Raw genomic sequence first — 15,364 nt, 5'->3', positions numbered from 1 at the left:
GGTTCTTACATCATCTGGCTGGGGTCGAAGTTCACGATGACTTCGCTCCAGGCGTCATATTTTTCAGGTGGCAGGCCCTTGAAGGGCCGCGATTTCATGATGGCTCGGCGGGCACCGCCGGCAAGCGCGCGGCGTGCGGAATCCGAACCGCCCGTCGCCACAACTTCCGGCTCGCCGATAATGTCGCCGTTCTGGTCGAGCTGCATCTTGACCTGGATGCGCACGTCGGCAGCATCGGCAAGGCCGGGGATGATCGACCAGTTGTTCTGGATCTGGCCGCGTAGCGCGTCCATTTCGCTCAAGGAGAGCTTGGTGCCGCTTGTCGTCTTCTTGCCGCCGAGGGCTGCTTGCTCCTGCGAGCGCTTGGCGCCGCCGCCAGCCGCTTTTTCCTTGTTGAGAAGGGCTGCAACCTCGTCGGCGTTGAAGTCGCTGTCGTTCAGCGAACTCGCCTTTTCCTGCTTCTTCTTCTGGTCCTTCTTGCGGTCCGGCGTCTTGGCGGTCTCGGCCTTTGCCGTTTCCACCTTCTTTTCCTCGGGCTTTTCCGCGGTTTCCGTTTTCTTCGGCTCGATCTTCGGCTTCATCTCGGGGAGCGGGATCTTGTCGGGAAGCGCTTCGGCTTCCTCGGCTTCGGCCGGCTTTTCCTCCGAGGGCGTCGCCTCGGGCTTCGGGTCCGGCTTAACCTCCTGCTTGGTCTCGGGAAGTGCCGCGACCTCGGTCGAAGGCTCGCTGGCGGTCTCTTCCTGCTTGACGTCCTCGACGGGCTTGGTGTCCGGCGTCTGGACGACCTTTTCGGCCTTTTCCGGTGCTGCCGCGGTCTCGATATCGCTCGGCTTTTCCTCCGGCGTCGGCAGGTTCTTCAGGTCGACATCGTTTTCGCCGGCATTTTCCGCATTCTCGACCGGCGTTTCTTTCTTGGTCGGGACGGGCGCCGCCTTTTCCTTCATTTCGGCTTTCTTGTCGCCCTGCTGGATCTGCGTCAGCTCCTCGATCGACACGATGTCGACCGGCATGGCCTCGACGTTGGCGACGTCGAAGCTCTCAGGACTGCCGAGCGAAACCAGCGCCCAGGTCAGAACCAGGGTGTGGAGCACGGCGGATGTGGCGAGACTGCCCTTCATGGCGCGCAATCAATTGTCCGGTTTCTGATCGGTGACGAGGCCGATATTGGTGAACCCGCCCGCCTGGATGCGCGACATCACGTCGGCGACGATGCCATAGGGCGCATTGCCGTCGCCGCGCACGAAGACGCGCTCGGTGTAACCCGTCGTCGCCACGGCCTGAAGTTTAGCAGCGACTTCGTCGATCGGGATCGGCGTTTCCTGCAGGAAGACCTGGCCGTCTGCCTTGACCGAAACGGTGATGGGCTGCGTATCGGCATTCAGCGCGCTCGCCTTCGTCTTCGGCAGGTCGATCGGCACGCCAACCGTCATCAGGGGTGCTGCCACCATGAAGATGATGAGCAACACCAGCATGACGTCGACGAACGGCGTCACGTTGATCTCGCTCATGGGAGCCTTCTTGCCCCCGCCGCGACGACGGCGGCCACCGCCCGAATTTTTTGTACCGACTGACATGCCCATGGCGTTGTCTCCGTCTCAGGACAGGATTACTGCGCCGCGGCGCGCGGCTGCAGCTTCTCGTCGATCTGGCGCGAGAGGATGGCGGAGAACTCGTCCGCAAAGCCCTCCATGCGCGCCGTCAGCTTGCCGGCATCTGCAGAGAACTTGTTGTAGGCAATAACCGCCGGAATTGCGGCAAGAAGGCCGATGGCGGTCGCAAGAAGCGCTTCGGCGATACCGGGTGCCACGACCGCAAGGCTCGTCTGCTTGGAACCGGCGATCGCCTGGAACGAGGTCATGATGCCGACGACCGTGCCGAACAGGCCGACGAAGGGCGCCGAGGAGCCGATGGTCGCCAGCGACCCGAGCCGCGCTTCGAGCGTTTCGGATTCGCGCGACAGCGTCACGTCCATCGCCCGGTCGATACGCATCTGAAGCCCGATCGGCGATCGTGCGCCGCGCTCGAAACTCTTCTTCCATTCCCGCATCGCCGCCACGAAGATGGCGCTCATGCCGGAGGTCTGGCGGTCGGAGAGGGTGCGATAGAGCTCCTCCAGCGACTGCCCGGACCAGAAGACCTGCTCGAAACTATCGAGCTGGCGACGGGCCTTGCCGTAGCTCACCGTCTTGTCGACGACGATCGCCCACGTCCACACGGACGCGGCGATGAGGCCGAGCATGACCAGCTTGACGACGAACCCGGCTTGCATGAAGAGCGCCCAAAGGGTCACGCTGCCTGCCGCTTCCAAACCCACTTGTTCCATAGACCTATGTCCCCGAATCCAAACACCCGGCACGGGCCTTTGCGGCCACGACCGGGTAACATTCACGCCCTCGCGGTCTCCTGGGAGGTGGAACCCGCAATCGGCATTCACAAACACGACGTCGCAGCCAAGGATTTTCACCCGCACCCGCTTCGCATGTCCGTCAAGAATGTCCGGTTGATGCCGCCGGCCGCCATGCCGGTCAAACGCTTACAACCTGCCTTCTTGACGGCAAATTTGGTTAAAGGATGACGTGCAGTGCACAAAATCCTCACCACCTGAGTAAGACATCATTATGGTTAAGGGAGCGTTACTGCTAATGCGCGCCGGACGCTTCCTGCGCTTTGGCAAGAAAACGCGCCGCCAGACCTTCCGGCAGACGGCGTGGCCGACCGGCAGCATTGATGACGGCGATGATGACGCGCGCGGCGATCAGCAATTGCTCGCCGCGACGGATCTCCTGGTTCAGGATCAACTTCGCGCCGCCCGCCTTTTCGGTCGAGGTGACGATGGTCAGGATGTCGTCCATGCGCGCCGGCGATTTGAAGTCGATCTCCATGCGATGCACGACGAAGACGAGCCCTTCGCGGTCCTCTTCCAGCACGAGGCTGCCCTGCTCGACGCCGAGCAGCCGCAGGTAATCCGTCCGCCCGCGCTCCAGGAAATGCAGGTAGCGGGCGTGATAGACCACGCCGGAAAAATCCGTGTCCTCGTAATAGACCCGCTGCGCGAGCCGGTGACCCGTTTCGGTCAGTTCGCCTGAGAGGTGATGGTTCAAGTCGCTCATGGCGCTTCTCTCCCCCAAAGCGCCCGGAAATGCAAGGTTGCGGCGCTCACCCGAGTTCGACGACCATGATCTCCGGCGGCGAGCCGAAGCGCACCGGCGCAATCGAGCAGCCGAGCCCGCCGGAAACGCAGAGATGCCGGCCATCCTCGACGACGTGACCATAGGCGTAGCGGTTGCCGAAGGCGGAGGGCACCATGGGCGAATAGCCGAACAACCGCACCTGACCGCCATGGGTGTGGCCGGACAAGGTCAGCGAGACCCGCGCCGGCACCTGCGGAAAGATATCCGGCTCATGCGCCAGGAGGATGACCGGCGCGTCGTCCGTCACATGCGCCAGCGTGCCCGGCAGGTCATCGAGCCCGACATAACCGTAGCGGTTCCATTGCCGGCCGGGGCGCAACGCGATCTGGTCTTCCAGCCCAGCGAGCCAGAAGGCACCAGTCGTCGTCTCGATCCGCGCGGCGCTGTTCGAATAAACGGCAATGCCGGCATCGCGCAGTGCCCGGTGGCTGAAGGTCTCCCCGCCGCCGATCGCCTGCGCATCGGGATCGTCCCACCAGTCATGGTTTCCGAGCACCGCATGAACGCCAAGCGGTGCCTGAAGCGTCGAAAGCGAGGTCGCCCACGCCGCCGGCGGCACCGTGCCCCAGACGGCGCGCATGCTGGAGAGATAATCGCCCAGCAGCACGATGATATCGCCGCCGAGATCGTTGGCATGGCGGCAGATGTCGCCGATGCGGCGCGCGCTCATCCAGGGCTCGCAGGCATGGATATCGGCAAGCGCGACGATCCGCAGCTTCTGCCCCTCCGGCCAGCCGGGTGGCGAAATCCGGTAGGTCGTCGTGCGCAACCGCAGCAGCGGTTCGACGCCCACGGCATAGGCGGAGGACGAAAGGCCCGCGGCAAACAGTCCACCGAAGGCCTTCAGCATCCCGCGCCGCGTCAGCACATCAATCGTCCTCGGAAAACAATCTGAACTGCGTCGCCTCGAGATCCTTGGGCGGCGTCAGGCCCATATGTTTCCAGGCATTTACGGTCAAAACACGGCCGCGCGGCGTGCGCTGGATGAAACCCTGCTGGATCATGTAGGGCTCGATGATGTCCTCGATCGCATCGCGCGGCTCGGACAGACCCGCCGCGATGGTCTCGATCCCGACCGGCCCGCCGCTGAAATTGTGCGCGATCATCGACAGATAACGTCGGTCGAGCTGGTCGAGCCCCATATTGTCGACGAGCAGCCGCGTCAGCGCGTCGTCGGCGATGACCCGGGTTACCGCCTCGGCCCGCGCCACTTCGGCAAAATCGCGCACCCGGCGCAGCAGACGGCCGGCGATGCGCGGCGTGCCGCGCGCCCGACGCGCGATCTCGTGGGCACCGTCTTCGGTGATGCCGAGCCCCATCAGCCGCGCGCCGCGGCGCACGATCGATTCCAGCTCCTCGACAGTGTAGAAATTCAGCCGGACCGGAATGCCGAAACGGTCGCGCAGCGGCGTCGTGAGGAGGCCAAGCCGGGTCGTCGCGGCAACGAGGGTGAATTTCGACAGGTCGATCTTCACCGAGCGCGCCGCCGGGCCTTCGCCGATGATCAGGTCGAGCTGGAAATCCTCCATGGCCGGGTAGAGGATTTCCTCGACGGCCGGGTTGAGGCGGTGAATTTCGTCGATGAAGAGCACGTCGCGCTCTTCGAGATTGGTCAGCAGCGCCGCAAGGTCGCCCGCCTTCGCGATGACCGGGCCGGAGGTCGAGCGGAAATTGACGCCGAGTTCCTTCGCCATGATCTGCGCGAGTGTCGTTTTGCCGAGGCCGGGCGGGCCGACGAACAGCACATGGTCCAGCGCCTCGCCGCGGTTCTTCGCCGCCTCGATGAAGATCTTGAGATTGGCGCGCGCCTCCGCCTGGCCGGTGAAATCGTCCAGCGTCTGCGGCCGCAAGGCGGTATCGATGTCCTCGCCGCGCTTTTCCGGCGCCAGCAGTCTGTCCTCTTCGCTCATGAGCGCCTAATCCCATTGTCCACGGCGGAAGGCAACCGCATCACCGCGACAATTCCTTGAGGCCGAGGCGGATGAGCTTGGCGCTGTCCGCCCCCTCCCCGCCATTCTTCAGCGCGGCGGCGACGGCATTGGCCGCCTGGTCACGCGAATAACCGAGATTGGTCAGCGCCGAGACCGCATCGGAAACCGGCGCCGAAGCCACGCCCTCGCCCAGTTCCTGCTTCAACCCGATCGAGGCCGATGCCTCCCCCGCAAAGGCCGGCGCCTTGTTGCGCAGTTCGGTGACGATGCGCACCGCCACCTTCGGCCCCACACCCGGTGCCCGCGAGACTGCCGTCTTGTCCTGCAACGCGATGGCATTCGCCAGTTCGCCCGGTGTCAACGTCGAAAGCACCCCGAGCGCCACCTTCGAGCCGACGCCCTGCACGCTCTGCAACAGCCGGAACCACTCCCGCTCCAGCGCCGTCAGAAACCCGAACAGCCGGAACTGGTCCTCCCGCACATAGGTCTCGATGAACAGCACCGCCGCCTCGCCGGCTGACCCGATCTTGCCGAGCGTGCGCGCCGAACAATGGGCGACATAGCCGACCCCATGCACGTCGATGACCACATGGTCGTCGCCGATCTCATCGATTGTGCCTTTGAGTTTGCCGATCATGAAAGGGGTCCGTCAGGGATAGGTTTCGGGAGAGATGATGTCGAGCGCGGGAAAGTAGGTACGATAGCGCCCGGTGTCGCGCGTGAGCAGGCGATGTCCCCGGGCTTCCGCATGCGCGCCGATCAGAAAATCCGGCAAGGTGCGCTCCCGCTGCCCGCCCGCCTTCCGATAGTGCTGGTGCACAAGCCCAGCCCGATAGGCTGCAGAAAAGGGCAGAGCCTCACGCTGCAGGTTGAGCCTCGATAGCGCGAGCGCCAGCTCGTCTTCGCTCGGCAGCAGCCCGGCCAGCTCAGACCAGACGACCGGCGTCATGATGAACTGCGCCTGCGGCTTGAGCGCCAGGATGATTTGGGAAGACCAGATCTTGAACGGCGTCTCCGGTCCAAACACATCAATGAAGATGTTCGTGTCAACCAGGACCGAGGTCATCGCGCGGCCCCCTCAGCCATTCCATATATTCGTCCGTCGTCATGCCGCCGGTATCGAACGTGCCGCTCACGCTTTTAAGCCAACTCTCGAAATCTTCAGGCTCCTGTGCCTTGCCGCCCGAGACGACAATCAGCCGCGCCCCCCTGTCGTCGGCGACAAAATCCACCTCCGATCCCGGACCGATATTCAAACGGTCGCGGATATCCTTCGGGATCGTCACCTGGCCTTTTTCCGTCACACGCATGGTAATACCTCTGCGGTATTACTTATCGCCCCACCCGGAACAAGTCAAGAACAAATCAGCCGACGAGCTTGGCGAGGCGGCCGGAGAGGCCCTGGCGGTTGTGGGCGTGGCAGATGGCGATGGCCAATGCATCGGCGGCGTCGTTGCCGGTGAAGGTCGCCTTCGGCATCAGCACCTTCAGCATCATGTGGATCTGCTGCTTTTCGCCATGGCCGACGCCGATGACGGCCTTCTTGACGGCATTCGGCGCATATTCTGCCACGCGCAGGCCGGCCCGCGCCGGCACCAGCATGGCGATGCCGCGCGCCTGGCCGAGCTTCAGCGTCGCCACCGCATCCTTGTTGACGAAGGTCTGCTCGACGGCGGCTTCATGCGGCTGGTGGCTGTGGATGATCTCGGCAAGACCGTCGTGCAGCTGGCAGAGGCGGGAGGCGAGATCGGCGTCGCCATCGGAGGTCACGGTGCCGGAGGCGACGAAGCGCAGCGAATTGCCCAGTGTCTCGATGATGCCCCAGCCGGTGCGGCGAAGCCCCGGATCGATGCCGATGATGCGAATCGTTTCCTGCATGCGAAAACCCTAATCCTGTCCACCGGACCCTGCCAGCGAAATGTGAACAAAACAAAAACAAATGGCCGTTTGCAGAAGCGCTCGCGAAAAGCTGGCGCGGATCGCTTGGATTTCACAAAACTGAACCTACATGGGAGCACAATCAAATCTACTCATAGCGAGGCCGCTCCCATGGTGCCCTTCTCCATCCTCGACCTTTCCCCGGTCATCGAAGGCGGCACAGTCGCCCAGTCGCTCGAAAATTCGCGCCGTCTCGCGCAGGAGGCCGAAGCCTACGGCTACAAGCGCTTCTGGCTCGCCGAACATCACGGCATGCGCGGCATCGCCAGCGCGGCCACCTCTCTCGTCATCCAGCATGTCGCGGCGGGCACGCAGAAGATCCGCGTCGGCTCGGGCGGCATCATGCTGCCGAACCATTCGCCACTGGTCATCGCCGAACAGTTCGGCACGCTCGCTGCGCTCTTCCCGGACCGCATCGACCTCGGCCTCGGCCGCGCGCCCGGCACCGACATGCGCACGGCCCAGGCGCTACGCCGAAACCTCGACAGCGCCGCCAACAATTTCCCGCAGGATGTCGTCGAACTGATGCAACTAATGGGGCCGACAAGCCCGCAGCAGCAGGTCATCGCCATTCCCGGCGCAGGCACCAATGTGCCCGTCTGGCTGCTTGGCTCCAGCCATTATTCGGCGCATCTCGCCGGCATGCTCGGCCTGCCCTTCGCCTTTGCTTCGCATTTCGCGCCGGACATGCTGCTGACGGCGCTGGAAATCTACCGCGAGCGCTTCGAGCCCTCGCAATATCTCGACAAGCCGCATGCCATGGTGGGCGTGATGGGTGCGGCGGCCGATACGGATGCGGAAGCCGATTACCTGTTCACCTCAATGCAGCAATCCTTCGTGCGCCTGCGCCGCGGCACGCCCAGCGCCTTCCCGGCACCGGTTGACGACATGGATCCGCACTGGAGCGATGGTGAGCGCATCAATGTCGAGCACACGCTGCAATATGCGGTGGTCGGCGGGCCGGACAAGATCCGCCGCCGCATCGCCGATTTCCTGTCGATCACCAAGGCCGACGAGTTCATCGTCTCCATGCCGATCTACGACATAGACGCCCGGCTGAAATCGGTCCGGCTCTTCGCCGAGGCGCAGCAGGGGCTCGCGCTCGCCGCCTGAACGAAAAAGGCCGGGGCCTCGCGGGCACCCGGCCTTTTCTTTGACTGCGACCTAGCGGATCAAGCCGAAAGCTTGGCCATGACTTCGTCGGAGACTTCGAAGTTCGAGTAGACGTTCTGCACGTCGTCGTCGTCTTCCAGCGTGTCGATGAGCTTCATCAGCGACTGCGCCTTTTCCTCGTCGACCGGCACGGTGTTCTGCGCCTTCCAGATCGCCTTGACGGTCTCGGCTTCGCCGAGCTTGTCTTCCAGCGCCTTGGAAACGTCGCCGATATCCTCGAAGCCGCAGATAATCGTGTGGCCGTCCTCGTCGGTCGTCACGTCTTCGGCACCGGCATCGATGGCAGCTTCCATGACGGCGTCAGCACTGCCGACGGCCAGTTTGTAGGTGATTTCGCCGACGCGATCGAAGGAGAAGGACACCGAGCCGGTTTCGCCGAGCGCGCCGCCGGCCTTCGAGAAGGTCGAGCGGACGGAGGAGGCGGTGCGGTTGCGGTTGTCGGTCAGCGCTTCCACGATGACGGCGACGCCGCCGGGGCCATAACCCTCGTAGCGGACTTCCTCGTAGTTCTCGCCATCGACGCCGGAGGCCTTCTTGACGGCACGCTCGATATTGTCCTTCGGCATGGACTGCGCCTTGGCGTTCTGGATCGCCAGGCGCAGGCGGGCGTTCATCGACGGGTCGGGCAGACCGGTCTTCGCCGCCACCGTGATTTCACGGGCAAGCTTGGAGAACATTTTCGACCGCACGGAATCCTGCTTGCCCTTGCGGTGCATGATATTCTTGAACTGTGAATGGCCAGCCATGGCACCCCTGTCTCGTTTTTTGGCACCCGTCTCCGGTCGCCGATCACTGTGCCGGAGCCCCTGCCGCGGTGACGCGCCAGCCTGCTGCCCCGATTTTCGAAATGCCGCCTTATAATTTCATTGCCGCCGGACGTCCAGCAGTCCCGCAAACAAAGCGGCGACCGCCTCAATCGGCCCGGACGCGGGCGCGGCTGAGCAGGAAGGAATGGCCGTCATTGCGCTCGCAGGTCAGCCCCGTGCGCTCCGAATAGCAGGTGAAAGGACCGGCAGACCAGGTTTCGCCATAGTCAAGCGTGTTCGCGCTGCCGCAGCAGCCCTGATCGCCGACATTGCTTTTCACGGAGGCCTTGCCGCTGCGCCCGAGCGTCGCGCGCAGGTATTTCGGCTCGACGCGGTCGCAGGACAGTTCCGGTCCGCCATCGGCCGGTTGATAGACCGCCGTGCCGCCTTCGGGAATGTAGATGCAGCCAATATTGCCGGACGGCAGGATAAAATCCTCCGCCACGCCGAGGGTGCGCGTCGGGAGCTTTTCCACCGGCTGGGTGGCGAGCCCGCGCGGCTGGCCGGATTCGCCGCCGGGGCCTTCTGGCGTCGGCGCACCGCTCGCCAAGGCAAGCGTGCAGGAAAGCAGAAAGGCGGGCACGGCAATGAGAAAGCGCATCAAAAACTCCGGAATCAGACGCCGGAGAGAATATGGATCGTCGGCCGCTTGGGCAAGCTGCGGATGGAAACGGTCATCGTCGCATCGTCGTCGGTCACCGCGTCGAAGCCCGTGCCGAACATCGAGAGGAACTGGCTGATCGGCGGCCCGCGGCGGTGCATGGGCAGGATTAACGACGAGCGCAGGCGCTGCACGACGCGGCTCATGCTCTCCGCCCCCATCGTCAGGCCGCCGTCGACCGGCACCATCAGCACGTCGAGCCGGCCGATCTCGGCATATTGTTTTTCGGTCAGTTCATGATGCAGGTGGCCGAGATGGCCGATGCAGAGGCCCGCGACCTCGAAGATGAAGATGGAATTGCCGTTCGCCTCCATCGATCCGCCCCAGTTGCGGATGTCGGTCGGTACGTTGCGGATATAGGTGTCGCCCACCACGACATCATGGTCCGCGCCCTTCGGCGAGCCATCCTGCCAGCCATGCAGCACATATTCGATGCCCGGTTCCGGGTTCGTCGTGTAGTGGCTGGAATGCGCCTTGTTCATCGTCACCACGGTCGGCAGCGCCGGCGGCTTGTACCAGCCGTTATAATCGGTGGCGATCTTCACGCCTGCGGGCGTTTCGATGAAGAAGGTCGAGTGGCCGATATAGGTGATCTTCACCTCCTCGTTCGCCTTGGCCTGCACCTTGAGGGCGGGTTCAGCGGAAAAACTGGCGAAGGTGACGTAGGGAAGCGAGCGCGCGATCATCTGGCACTGGCTGACGGGCGTTTCCGCCTGCGCCGATGCTGGCCGCGGTGCCGCGAACACGGCGAAGGCTGCAACGATCAACGGAATGAGCAGGAGATGCGGCATCAGCGGCTCCGTTCATTGGGTCGGCGGGACTATGCGCCCGCAAGCATCGCGGGTCGAGATTTGCCGGCCGGCGCGGCGATCACAATCCGTTGACCGGCCGCTGGCCGGAACCTTGGCCGCCCGCTCACGTTTCCTTGCCATCAACGCCAACAGACGAGAGGAATATCCATGTCCAATCTCACCCGTGCCCGCGAAAACCCGAAGGAACAGCTCTTCGACGAAATCGACAAGATCCATGCCGGGATGCTCGGCGTCGAGGGCAGCCACATGCATATGCAGCCGATGGCGCCGCAGCTCGACCGCCAGACGGCGACGATCTGGTTCTTCACTCGGACGGATGCGGAAATCGTCGACGCCATCACGCCCGGCTCGCGCGCGCATTTCTGCGTCGTCGGCAAGGATCATGACTACCATGCCTGCCTTGCCGGCCGCCTGTCCGTGCGCAAGGACCCTGCCAAGATCGACGAGTACTGGAGCTCGATCGTCGAGGCCTGGTTCGACCATGGCAAGGACGACCCCCGGCTCACCATGCTGGCGCTGGAAATCGAGGACGCCGAAGTCTGGGCCTCGACCGGCAGCAAGCTGAAATTCGGCTGGGAAATCGCCAAGGCGAACTTCAATCCGGACGAGGAGCCGGATGTCGGCGTGAAGGCGCACCTGACCTTCAACGGCGGCTCGGCCGATCACCTGCGCCACATGATCTGAGACTTTTGTTTTTCCCGCATTATCCGACGTCGAAGCGATCTCGCTTCGACTGGGAATGCTCTAGCGCCAGAACTCCGGCACCGCTTCGGCCAGCCGCGGGCCGAGTCGGAGCGGCGCGATCTTCTCGGCAAGGCCCGTGCGGTCGGAAATTTCGACCGCAAGGCCGCAGATCGTTGCCGGGCCGGAAGCCGCCTCGAAGCGGCTTTTCGGCATTTTCGAGATGAAGCGGTTGAGCGGCTCTTCCTTCTCCATGCCGAGCGACGAATCGTAATCGCCGCACATGCCGGCATCCGACATATAGGCCGTGCCGCCGTTCAAAATCTGGCAATCGGCGGTCGGCACATGGGTATGCGTGCCGACGACGACGCTGGCGCGGCCATCGACGAAATGGCCGAAGCACTGCTTCTCGCTCGTCGCCTCCGCATGAAAATCGAAGATCACGGCATCCGCCTGCTCGCCCAGCGGGCAAGAGGCCAGAATGGCCTCGCCCGACTTGAAGGGGTCGTCGAGCTCGGGGTGCATGAAGACGCGGCCCATGATGTTGGCGACGAGCACCCGCGCGCCATTCTTCGCGATGAAGAGATTGGCACCGCGGCCGGGCGTGCCGGCGGGATAGTTGGCCGGGCGCAGGAACTGGTCGTGGCGGCCGGCGAAGGTCACAGCCTCCTTCTGGTCCCAGACATGGTTGCCGGTCGTCACCACGTCGGCGCCGGCATTGATGGTTTCGAGAAAGATTTCTTCCGTGATCCCAAAGCCGCCGGCCGCGTTCTCCCCGTTGACGACGACGAAATCCAGCTTGAAATCGCTGATCAGCCCCGGCAGGCGCTGCCAGACGGCCGTCCGTCCGGTCTTGCCCACCATATCGCCCAGAAAGAGAAAACGCATCGAAACTGCCTTACGAAACCTGTTGGAACGAACGGAAACCGCTTTCGGTGAGGATCGCGTCCAGCGCGACGTCATGCGGTTCCGCGGGTACTGATGCCACTTCCTGGCAGTCGAACGCAATGCCGATCAGTTTTGGCACATGGCCCTTTGCCTTCAAACGGTCGATTGCGCGGTCGTAATGGCCGGCGCCGTAGCCGATGCGGTGGCCGGCCTTATCGAAGGCAGAGAGCGGCACGAGCAGGATATCCGGATCGAGCACGGCCGCCTCCGGCCCCGGCCCGGTCGTGCCGAAGCCGGTCTTCACCACCGGCGCGCCGACGACGAGTTCGCGGAAGACGATCGTCTCGCGGTCGAGCACGACGGGCAGGCAGAGCCGCGCGCCGCGCGTGCGCAGATGGGCGAGCAGCGGCCGGATATCGGCCTCCGAGCGGATCGGCCAGAAGCCGGAAATCACCATGCCCGGCTCAAAGTCGATGCGGTCGCCCGCATGCTCCACCATGGCGAGGCTGCCCTCGATGCGCGCTTCCGGCGTCATCGCATCGCGCAATGCCAGCCGCTCGTTACGGATCGCCGCCTTCAGTTCCTTGGATGTCACGGGGGATGTCACGGATCTCTCCAGCCTTTTGCGCGTGGCTTACCAGCTAGCAGCGCCGAAAGGCAAATCCCCGTGTTTTTGCGACGGGTCGAAGTCGCAGAAATGCGTCCCGCAACGGGACGAAAAAGTCCAAAACGGCGCGCTCCCGTTAAGCATTAGAACAGCTTCTGCTTTGCGCGGCGCCACCCAGCCATTAAGCGGAGCCGCATGACGTCCTCGGAAAATGACCCTTCCCGCCTTCCCGAGCTGACCGAAATCGAAAAACGGTGTCTTGAACTTGCCGCCAACGGCAGGACGCCGGCCGATATCGTGCTCGAGACCGACATTGCGATGCCGCGCGTGACCGAGGCCATGCGCAGCGCGATAGACAAGCTCGGCACGCGCAACATCACCGCCGCAATCATCCGCGCCGCCCGTCTCAACCTGATTTAGGCAGCCGCAGACGTCTCGGCGAGCCGCAGCATGGCGAGCGCCGCACCCTCGTCGGTGATCAGCGTGTTGCAGCCGACGCGGCGGATGGTGGCGCGGATCGCGAGCGCCCGGTGCTCGCCGCCCGAGACGAGCACGATATGGCGTGCCTTCTTCACCGTATCGAGGTCGATCGACATGACCCGGTGGCGGATCGGATGGTCGATCGTGTGGCCGTCGGCATCGAGGAAATTGCACATCGTATCGCAGACGCAGCCGGCGGCGATCAGCTCGTCCAGCTCGTGCCGGGCGATGAAATCGCGCGACAGTGAGGAGGAGCGCGGGCCGATATCGCCGCAGCTCACCACCGCAATGTCCATGTTTTCCGCCAGCTCGAACAGCGTCTTGAGACCGCACTTTTCGATCAGGCTGCGCTTGGTCTCCCGCGAATCGACCAGCAACGGTGCGAGGAAAAGATAACATTCCGCGCCGAGCTGGCTCGCCAGCCGCCAGGTATATTCGATCGGGTTGATGTGGTGCGCCTCGACCACGCCGCCGAGCAGCGAGACGACCTTCACCCGCTCGCGCCGCGCCGGGCGGAAGCTGGCGAGCGAGGCGGTCAGCGTGCGCCCCCAGCCGACACCGATCGTGCAATCATCCGGGATCGCCTCGGTCAGGAACTGGCCGAGCGCCAGGCCGACGCCCCTGGCATTGGCCTCGGCACTCTCGGCCGCCGGGACCACCACGGCCTCGTCGAGCCCGTAGGCCTTCTCCAGCCGCACGGCGAGCTCGACGCAATCGGCCACGCCCTCATTGATCCAGATCTGCACCTCGGAGCGCTTCAGCGCCTCATCGAGCATGCGGATGACGGTGGTGCGGCTGACGCCGATCTTCTCCGCCACGTCCTTCTGGGTGAGGCCCTGGTTGTAATAGAGCCAGGCGGCCCGCAGCCTCAGCGCCGCCGATTCCGAATAGGCCGTGTGTGTGTCGCGCCGGAGCCTTGCCACGGTGCCTCCATCTCTTTGCAATCGTTCCGGAACACCTTAACACAGGAAACGAAAAATGCGACATATGTTCAGAAGATTGATCAAAAGTGCTTGACTTTTGCCGCCGGAAACGACGATAGTCCGCCTCATATCGGCTGGCGCATTCCGTCGGCGGATTGGTTGTGCCGGCACGCGCGACGACTGAAACAGGAAGCACAGTCGTCGAGCGCGCCATCACGAGCAACTGGAGGAGGGCCTGGCGTTTCCGTGCAAGGAAAGCGGCCCAGCAACAACCATTTCGGGATATCGATATGACGTCCAAGCTTGAACAACTCCGCGCGATGACGACCGTCGTGGCAGACACCGGCGACATCGAAGCCGTGCGCCGCCTGAAGCCGGTCGATTGCACCACCAACCCGACGATCGTGCTCAAGGCACTCGGCACGCCGATGTTTGCCGACACCGTCTCCGAAGCCATCCGCTGGGGCCAGTCCCAGGGCGGCAACCGCGAAGGCGTCGTCTCGGCGGTCGCCGATCGCCTGGCCATCTCCGTCGGCGCAGCGCTGTCCGAACTCGTGCCCGGCCGCGTCTCGACGGAAGTCGACGCCGACCTCTCCTTCGACACGGAAGCCTCCATCGCCAAGGGCCGCGAGATCATCAAGGCCTATGAGGCGCGCGGCATCACCCGCGACCGCATCCTCATCAAGCTCGCCTCCACCTGGGAAGGCATCCGCGCCGCGGAAGTCCTCCAGAAGGACGGCATCGACTGCAACCTGACGCTGCTCTTCAACAAGGCCCAGGCGATCGCCTGCGCCGATGCCGGCGCCTTCCTCATCTCGCCCTTCGTCGGCCGCATCCTCGACTGGCACGTCAAGGCTTCGGGCAAGACGTTTTCGGCGGAAGAAGATCCGGGCGTCGTCTCGGTCCGCGCGATCTATGACTACTACAAGTCCAACGGCATCAACACGATCGTCATGGGCGCCTCGTTCCGCAATACCGGCGAAATCGAAGCCCTTGCCGGCTGCGACCGCCTGACGATCAGCCCGGCGCTTCTCGAAGAGCTCGACGCTGCCGAAGGCACGCTGGAACGCAAGCTCTCGCCGGAAAAGGCCGCCAAGGTTTCGCCGATCAAGATCGACGAAAAGACCTTCCGCTGGATGCTGAACGAAGACGCCATGGCCACCGAAAAGCTCTCCGAAGGCATCCGCGCCTTCGCCAAGGATCTCGGCAGCCTGCGCGCGATGATCGACAAGGAACTGAAGGCCGCCGCTTAAACCCGGGACCTCGACAAAAA

At 63.8% G+C, this 15,364-nt stretch carries 20 protein-coding genes; 4 read left to right on the top strand and 16 right to left on the bottom strand.

The features are described 5' to 3' along the window. Positions 1 to 5: 5 nt before the first annotated feature. The 10 genes from AC1Q6Z_RS02260 to ruvC form a co-directional block, all read right to left on the bottom strand. Complete coding sequence (locus AC1Q6Z_RS02260; RefSeq protein WP_492647232.1) at positions 6 to 1,118, bottom strand: hypothetical protein; 1,113 nt, start codon at positions 1,116 to 1,118, stop codon at positions 6 to 8. Between the two features lie 9 nt (positions 1,119 to 1,127). After that, positions 1,128 to 1,580: a protein TolR gene (gene tolR / locus AC1Q6Z_RS02255; protein WP_256120996.1), complete on the bottom strand. Its 453-nt coding sequence runs from the start codon at positions 1,578 to 1,580 to the stop codon at positions 1,128 to 1,130. Between the two features lie 26 nt (positions 1,581 to 1,606). Further along, on the bottom strand, positions 1,607 to 2,323 hold the full coding sequence (gene tolQ / locus AC1Q6Z_RS02250) for a protein TolQ (RefSeq protein ID WP_256120995.1): 717 nt from the start codon (positions 2,321 to 2,323) through the stop codon (positions 1,607 to 1,609). Between the two features lie 316 nt (positions 2,324 to 2,639). Further along, positions 2,640 to 3,110, bottom strand: coding sequence for a tol-pal system-associated acyl-CoA thioesterase (gene ybgC, locus AC1Q6Z_RS02245; RefSeq protein ID WP_492646586.1), 471 nt, complete (start codon positions 3,108 to 3,110; stop codon positions 2,640 to 2,642). A gap of 46 nt (positions 3,111 to 3,156) precedes the next feature. Further along, positions 3,157 to 4,059 (bottom strand): metallophosphoesterase, encoded by a 903-nt coding sequence (locus AC1Q6Z_RS02240; RefSeq protein ID WP_492646585.1) that lies wholly within the window; start codon positions 4,057 to 4,059, stop codon positions 3,157 to 3,159. Between the two features lies 1 nt (position 4,060). Then, a complete protein-coding gene (gene ruvB / locus AC1Q6Z_RS02235; RefSeq protein WP_492646584.1) occupies positions 4,061 to 5,101 on the bottom strand; it encodes a Holliday junction branch migration DNA helicase RuvB in 1,041 nt (346 codons plus the stop codon). 40 nt (positions 5,102 to 5,141) lie between these two features. Then, entirely contained in the window at positions 5,142 to 5,759 is a 618-nt protein-coding gene (ruvA, locus tag AC1Q6Z_RS02230; RefSeq protein WP_492646583.1) for a Holliday junction branch migration protein RuvA, read from the bottom strand. A 12-nt stretch (positions 5,760 to 5,771) separates the two neighbouring features. Further along, positions 5,772 to 6,188, bottom strand: a complete 417-nt coding sequence (locus AC1Q6Z_RS02225; protein ID WP_492646582.1) for a type II toxin-antitoxin system VapC family toxin — start codon at positions 6,186 to 6,188, stop codon at positions 5,772 to 5,774. Further along, positions 6,169 to 6,432, bottom strand: a complete 264-nt coding sequence (locus tag AC1Q6Z_RS02220) for an AbrB/MazE/SpoVT family DNA-binding domain-containing protein (protein ID WP_256120989.1) — start codon at positions 6,430 to 6,432, stop codon at positions 6,169 to 6,171. Before AC1Q6Z_RS02220 ends, AC1Q6Z_RS02225 begins: the two co-directional genes overlap by 20 nt. A gap of 55 nt (positions 6,433 to 6,487) precedes the next feature. Next, positions 6,488 to 7,000 (bottom strand): crossover junction endodeoxyribonuclease RuvC, encoded by a 513-nt coding sequence (ruvC, locus tag AC1Q6Z_RS02215; RefSeq protein ID WP_327508617.1) that lies wholly within the window; start codon positions 6,998 to 7,000, stop codon positions 6,488 to 6,490. A gap of 171 nt (positions 7,001 to 7,171) precedes the next feature. Here ruvC and AC1Q6Z_RS02210 point away from each other — a divergent pair, with 171 nt between their 5' ends. Further along, positions 7,172 to 8,173 (top strand): LLM class flavin-dependent oxidoreductase, encoded by a 1,002-nt coding sequence (locus AC1Q6Z_RS02210; RefSeq protein WP_492646581.1) that lies wholly within the window; start codon positions 7,172 to 7,174, stop codon positions 8,171 to 8,173. A gap of 59 nt (positions 8,174 to 8,232) precedes the next feature. Here the strand turns inward: AC1Q6Z_RS02210 and AC1Q6Z_RS02205 are convergent, their stop codons facing one another. The 3 genes from AC1Q6Z_RS02205 to AC1Q6Z_RS02195 all read right to left on the bottom strand — a co-directional run bounded on the left by AC1Q6Z_RS02205 (position 8,233) and on the right by AC1Q6Z_RS02195 (position 10,494). Continuing rightward, on the bottom strand, positions 8,233 to 8,979 hold the full coding sequence (locus AC1Q6Z_RS02205) for a YebC/PmpR family DNA-binding transcriptional regulator (RefSeq protein WP_256120986.1): 747 nt from the start codon (positions 8,977 to 8,979) through the stop codon (positions 8,233 to 8,235). 166 nt (positions 8,980 to 9,145) lie between these two features. After that, positions 9,146 to 9,640 (bottom strand): hypothetical protein, encoded by a 495-nt coding sequence (locus AC1Q6Z_RS02200; RefSeq protein ID WP_256120985.1) that lies wholly within the window; start codon positions 9,638 to 9,640, stop codon positions 9,146 to 9,148. Positions 9,641 to 9,654: 14 nt separating this feature from the next. Beyond that, positions 9,655 to 10,494 (bottom strand): MBL fold metallo-hydrolase, encoded by an 840-nt coding sequence (locus tag AC1Q6Z_RS02195; protein WP_492647231.1) that lies wholly within the window; start codon positions 10,492 to 10,494, stop codon positions 9,655 to 9,657. A gap of 165 nt (positions 10,495 to 10,659) precedes the next feature. Between AC1Q6Z_RS02195 and AC1Q6Z_RS02190 the strand changes: the two genes are divergently transcribed. Beyond that, positions 10,660 to 11,196 (top strand): pyridoxamine 5'-phosphate oxidase family protein, encoded by a 537-nt coding sequence (locus AC1Q6Z_RS02190; RefSeq protein WP_492646580.1) that lies wholly within the window; start codon positions 10,660 to 10,662, stop codon positions 11,194 to 11,196. A 60-nt stretch (positions 11,197 to 11,256) separates the two neighbouring features. On the opposite strand, the gene AC1Q6Z_RS02185 is transcribed toward AC1Q6Z_RS02190, so the two are convergent. Both AC1Q6Z_RS02185 and AC1Q6Z_RS02180 read right to left on the bottom strand, forming a co-directional pair. Continuing rightward, positions 11,257 to 12,081 carry a TIGR00282 family metallophosphoesterase gene (locus AC1Q6Z_RS02185; protein ID WP_492646579.1) on the bottom strand — a complete coding sequence of 275 codons (825 nt, stop codon included), beginning with the start codon at positions 12,079 to 12,081 and terminating at the stop codon, positions 11,257 to 11,259. Positions 12,082 to 12,091: 10 nt separating this feature from the next. After that, on the bottom strand, positions 12,092 to 12,676 hold the full coding sequence (locus tag AC1Q6Z_RS02180) for a 5-formyltetrahydrofolate cyclo-ligase (protein ID WP_492647230.1): 585 nt from the start codon (positions 12,674 to 12,676) through the stop codon (positions 12,092 to 12,094). Positions 12,677 to 12,883: 207 nt separating this feature from the next. Between AC1Q6Z_RS02180 and AC1Q6Z_RS02175 the strand changes: the two genes are divergently transcribed. Further along, positions 12,884 to 13,108 (top strand): helix-turn-helix transcriptional regulator, encoded by a 225-nt coding sequence (locus tag AC1Q6Z_RS02175; protein WP_439624086.1) that lies wholly within the window; start codon positions 12,884 to 12,886, stop codon positions 13,106 to 13,108. Here AC1Q6Z_RS02175 and AC1Q6Z_RS02170 read toward each other — a convergent pair. Beyond that, positions 13,105 to 14,091 (bottom strand): sugar-binding transcriptional regulator, encoded by a 987-nt coding sequence (locus AC1Q6Z_RS02170; RefSeq protein WP_492646578.1) that lies wholly within the window; start codon positions 14,089 to 14,091, stop codon positions 13,105 to 13,107. The two genes, AC1Q6Z_RS02175 and AC1Q6Z_RS02170, sit on opposite strands and share 4 nt — an antisense overlap. Before the next feature lie 290 nt (positions 14,092 to 14,381). Here AC1Q6Z_RS02170 and tal point away from each other — a divergent pair, with 290 nt between their 5' ends. Then, positions 14,382 to 15,344 carry a transaldolase gene (gene tal, locus AC1Q6Z_RS02165; protein ID WP_256120980.1) on the top strand — a complete coding sequence of 321 codons (963 nt, stop codon included), beginning with the start codon at positions 14,382 to 14,384 and terminating at the stop codon, positions 15,342 to 15,344. Positions 15,345 to 15,364 lie beyond the last annotated feature (20 nt).

Source organism: Shinella sp. GW835-FHT14H05 (assembly GCF_058793575.1).
The sequence above is the reverse complement of the archived record's forward strand: the minus strand, read 5'-3'. Positions and strand labels throughout refer to the sequence as shown.

What these genes read in the sequence shown, in the direction of transcription:
- AC1Q6Z_RS02185 (WP_492646579.1), bottom strand. Translation starts at nt 12,081, where the DNA reads ATGCGTTTTCTCTTTCTGGGCGATATGGTGGGCAAGACCGGACGGACG.
- ruvC (WP_327508617.1), bottom strand. Translation starts at nt 7,000, where the DNA reads ATGCAGGAAACGATTCGCATCATCGGCATCGATCCGGGGCTTCGCCGC.
- AC1Q6Z_RS02190 (WP_492646580.1), top strand. Translation starts at nt 10,660, where the DNA reads ATGTCCAATCTCACCCGTGCCCGCGAAAACCCGAAGGAACAGCTCTTC.
- AC1Q6Z_RS02260 (WP_492647232.1), bottom strand. Translation starts at nt 1,118, where the DNA reads ATGAAGGGCAGTCTCGCCACATCCGCCGTGCTCCACACCCTGGTTCTG.
- AC1Q6Z_RS02175 (WP_439624086.1), top strand. Translation starts at nt 12,884, where the DNA reads ATGACGTCCTCGGAAAATGACCCTTCCCGCCTTCCCGAGCTGACCGAA.
- tolQ (WP_256120995.1), bottom strand. Translation starts at nt 2,323, where the DNA reads ATGGAACAAGTGGGTTTGGAAGCGGCAGGCAGCGTGACCCTTTGGGCG.
- AC1Q6Z_RS02210 (WP_492646581.1), top strand. Translation starts at nt 7,172, where the DNA reads ATGGTGCCCTTCTCCATCCTCGACCTTTCCCCGGTCATCGAAGGCGGC.
- ruvB (WP_492646584.1), bottom strand. Translation starts at nt 5,101, where the DNA reads ATGAGCGAAGAGGACAGACTGCTGGCGCCGGAAAAGCGCGGCGAGGAC.
- AC1Q6Z_RS02200 (WP_256120985.1), bottom strand. Translation starts at nt 9,640, where the DNA reads ATGCGCTTTCTCATTGCCGTGCCCGCCTTTCTGCTTTCCTGCACGCTT.
- AC1Q6Z_RS02225 (WP_492646582.1), bottom strand. Translation starts at nt 6,188, where the DNA reads ATGACCTCGGTCCTGGTTGACACGAACATCTTCATTGATGTGTTTGGA.
- ybgC (WP_492646586.1), bottom strand. Translation starts at nt 3,110, where the DNA reads ATGAGCGACTTGAACCATCACCTCTCAGGCGAACTGACCGAAACGGGT.
- ruvA (WP_492646583.1), bottom strand. Translation starts at nt 5,759, where the DNA reads ATGATCGGCAAACTCAAAGGCACAATCGATGAGATCGGCGACGACCAT.
- AC1Q6Z_RS02205 (WP_256120986.1), bottom strand. Translation starts at nt 8,979, where the DNA reads ATGGCTGGCCATTCACAGTTCAAGAATATCATGCACCGCAAGGGCAAG.
- AC1Q6Z_RS02220 (WP_256120989.1), bottom strand. Translation starts at nt 6,432, where the DNA reads ATGCGTGTGACGGAAAAAGGCCAGGTGACGATCCCGAAGGATATCCGC.
- tal (WP_256120980.1), top strand. Translation starts at nt 14,382, where the DNA reads ATGACGTCCAAGCTTGAACAACTCCGCGCGATGACGACCGTCGTGGCA.
- tolR (WP_256120996.1), bottom strand. Translation starts at nt 1,580, where the DNA reads ATGGGCATGTCAGTCGGTACAAAAAATTCGGGCGGTGGCCGCCGTCGT.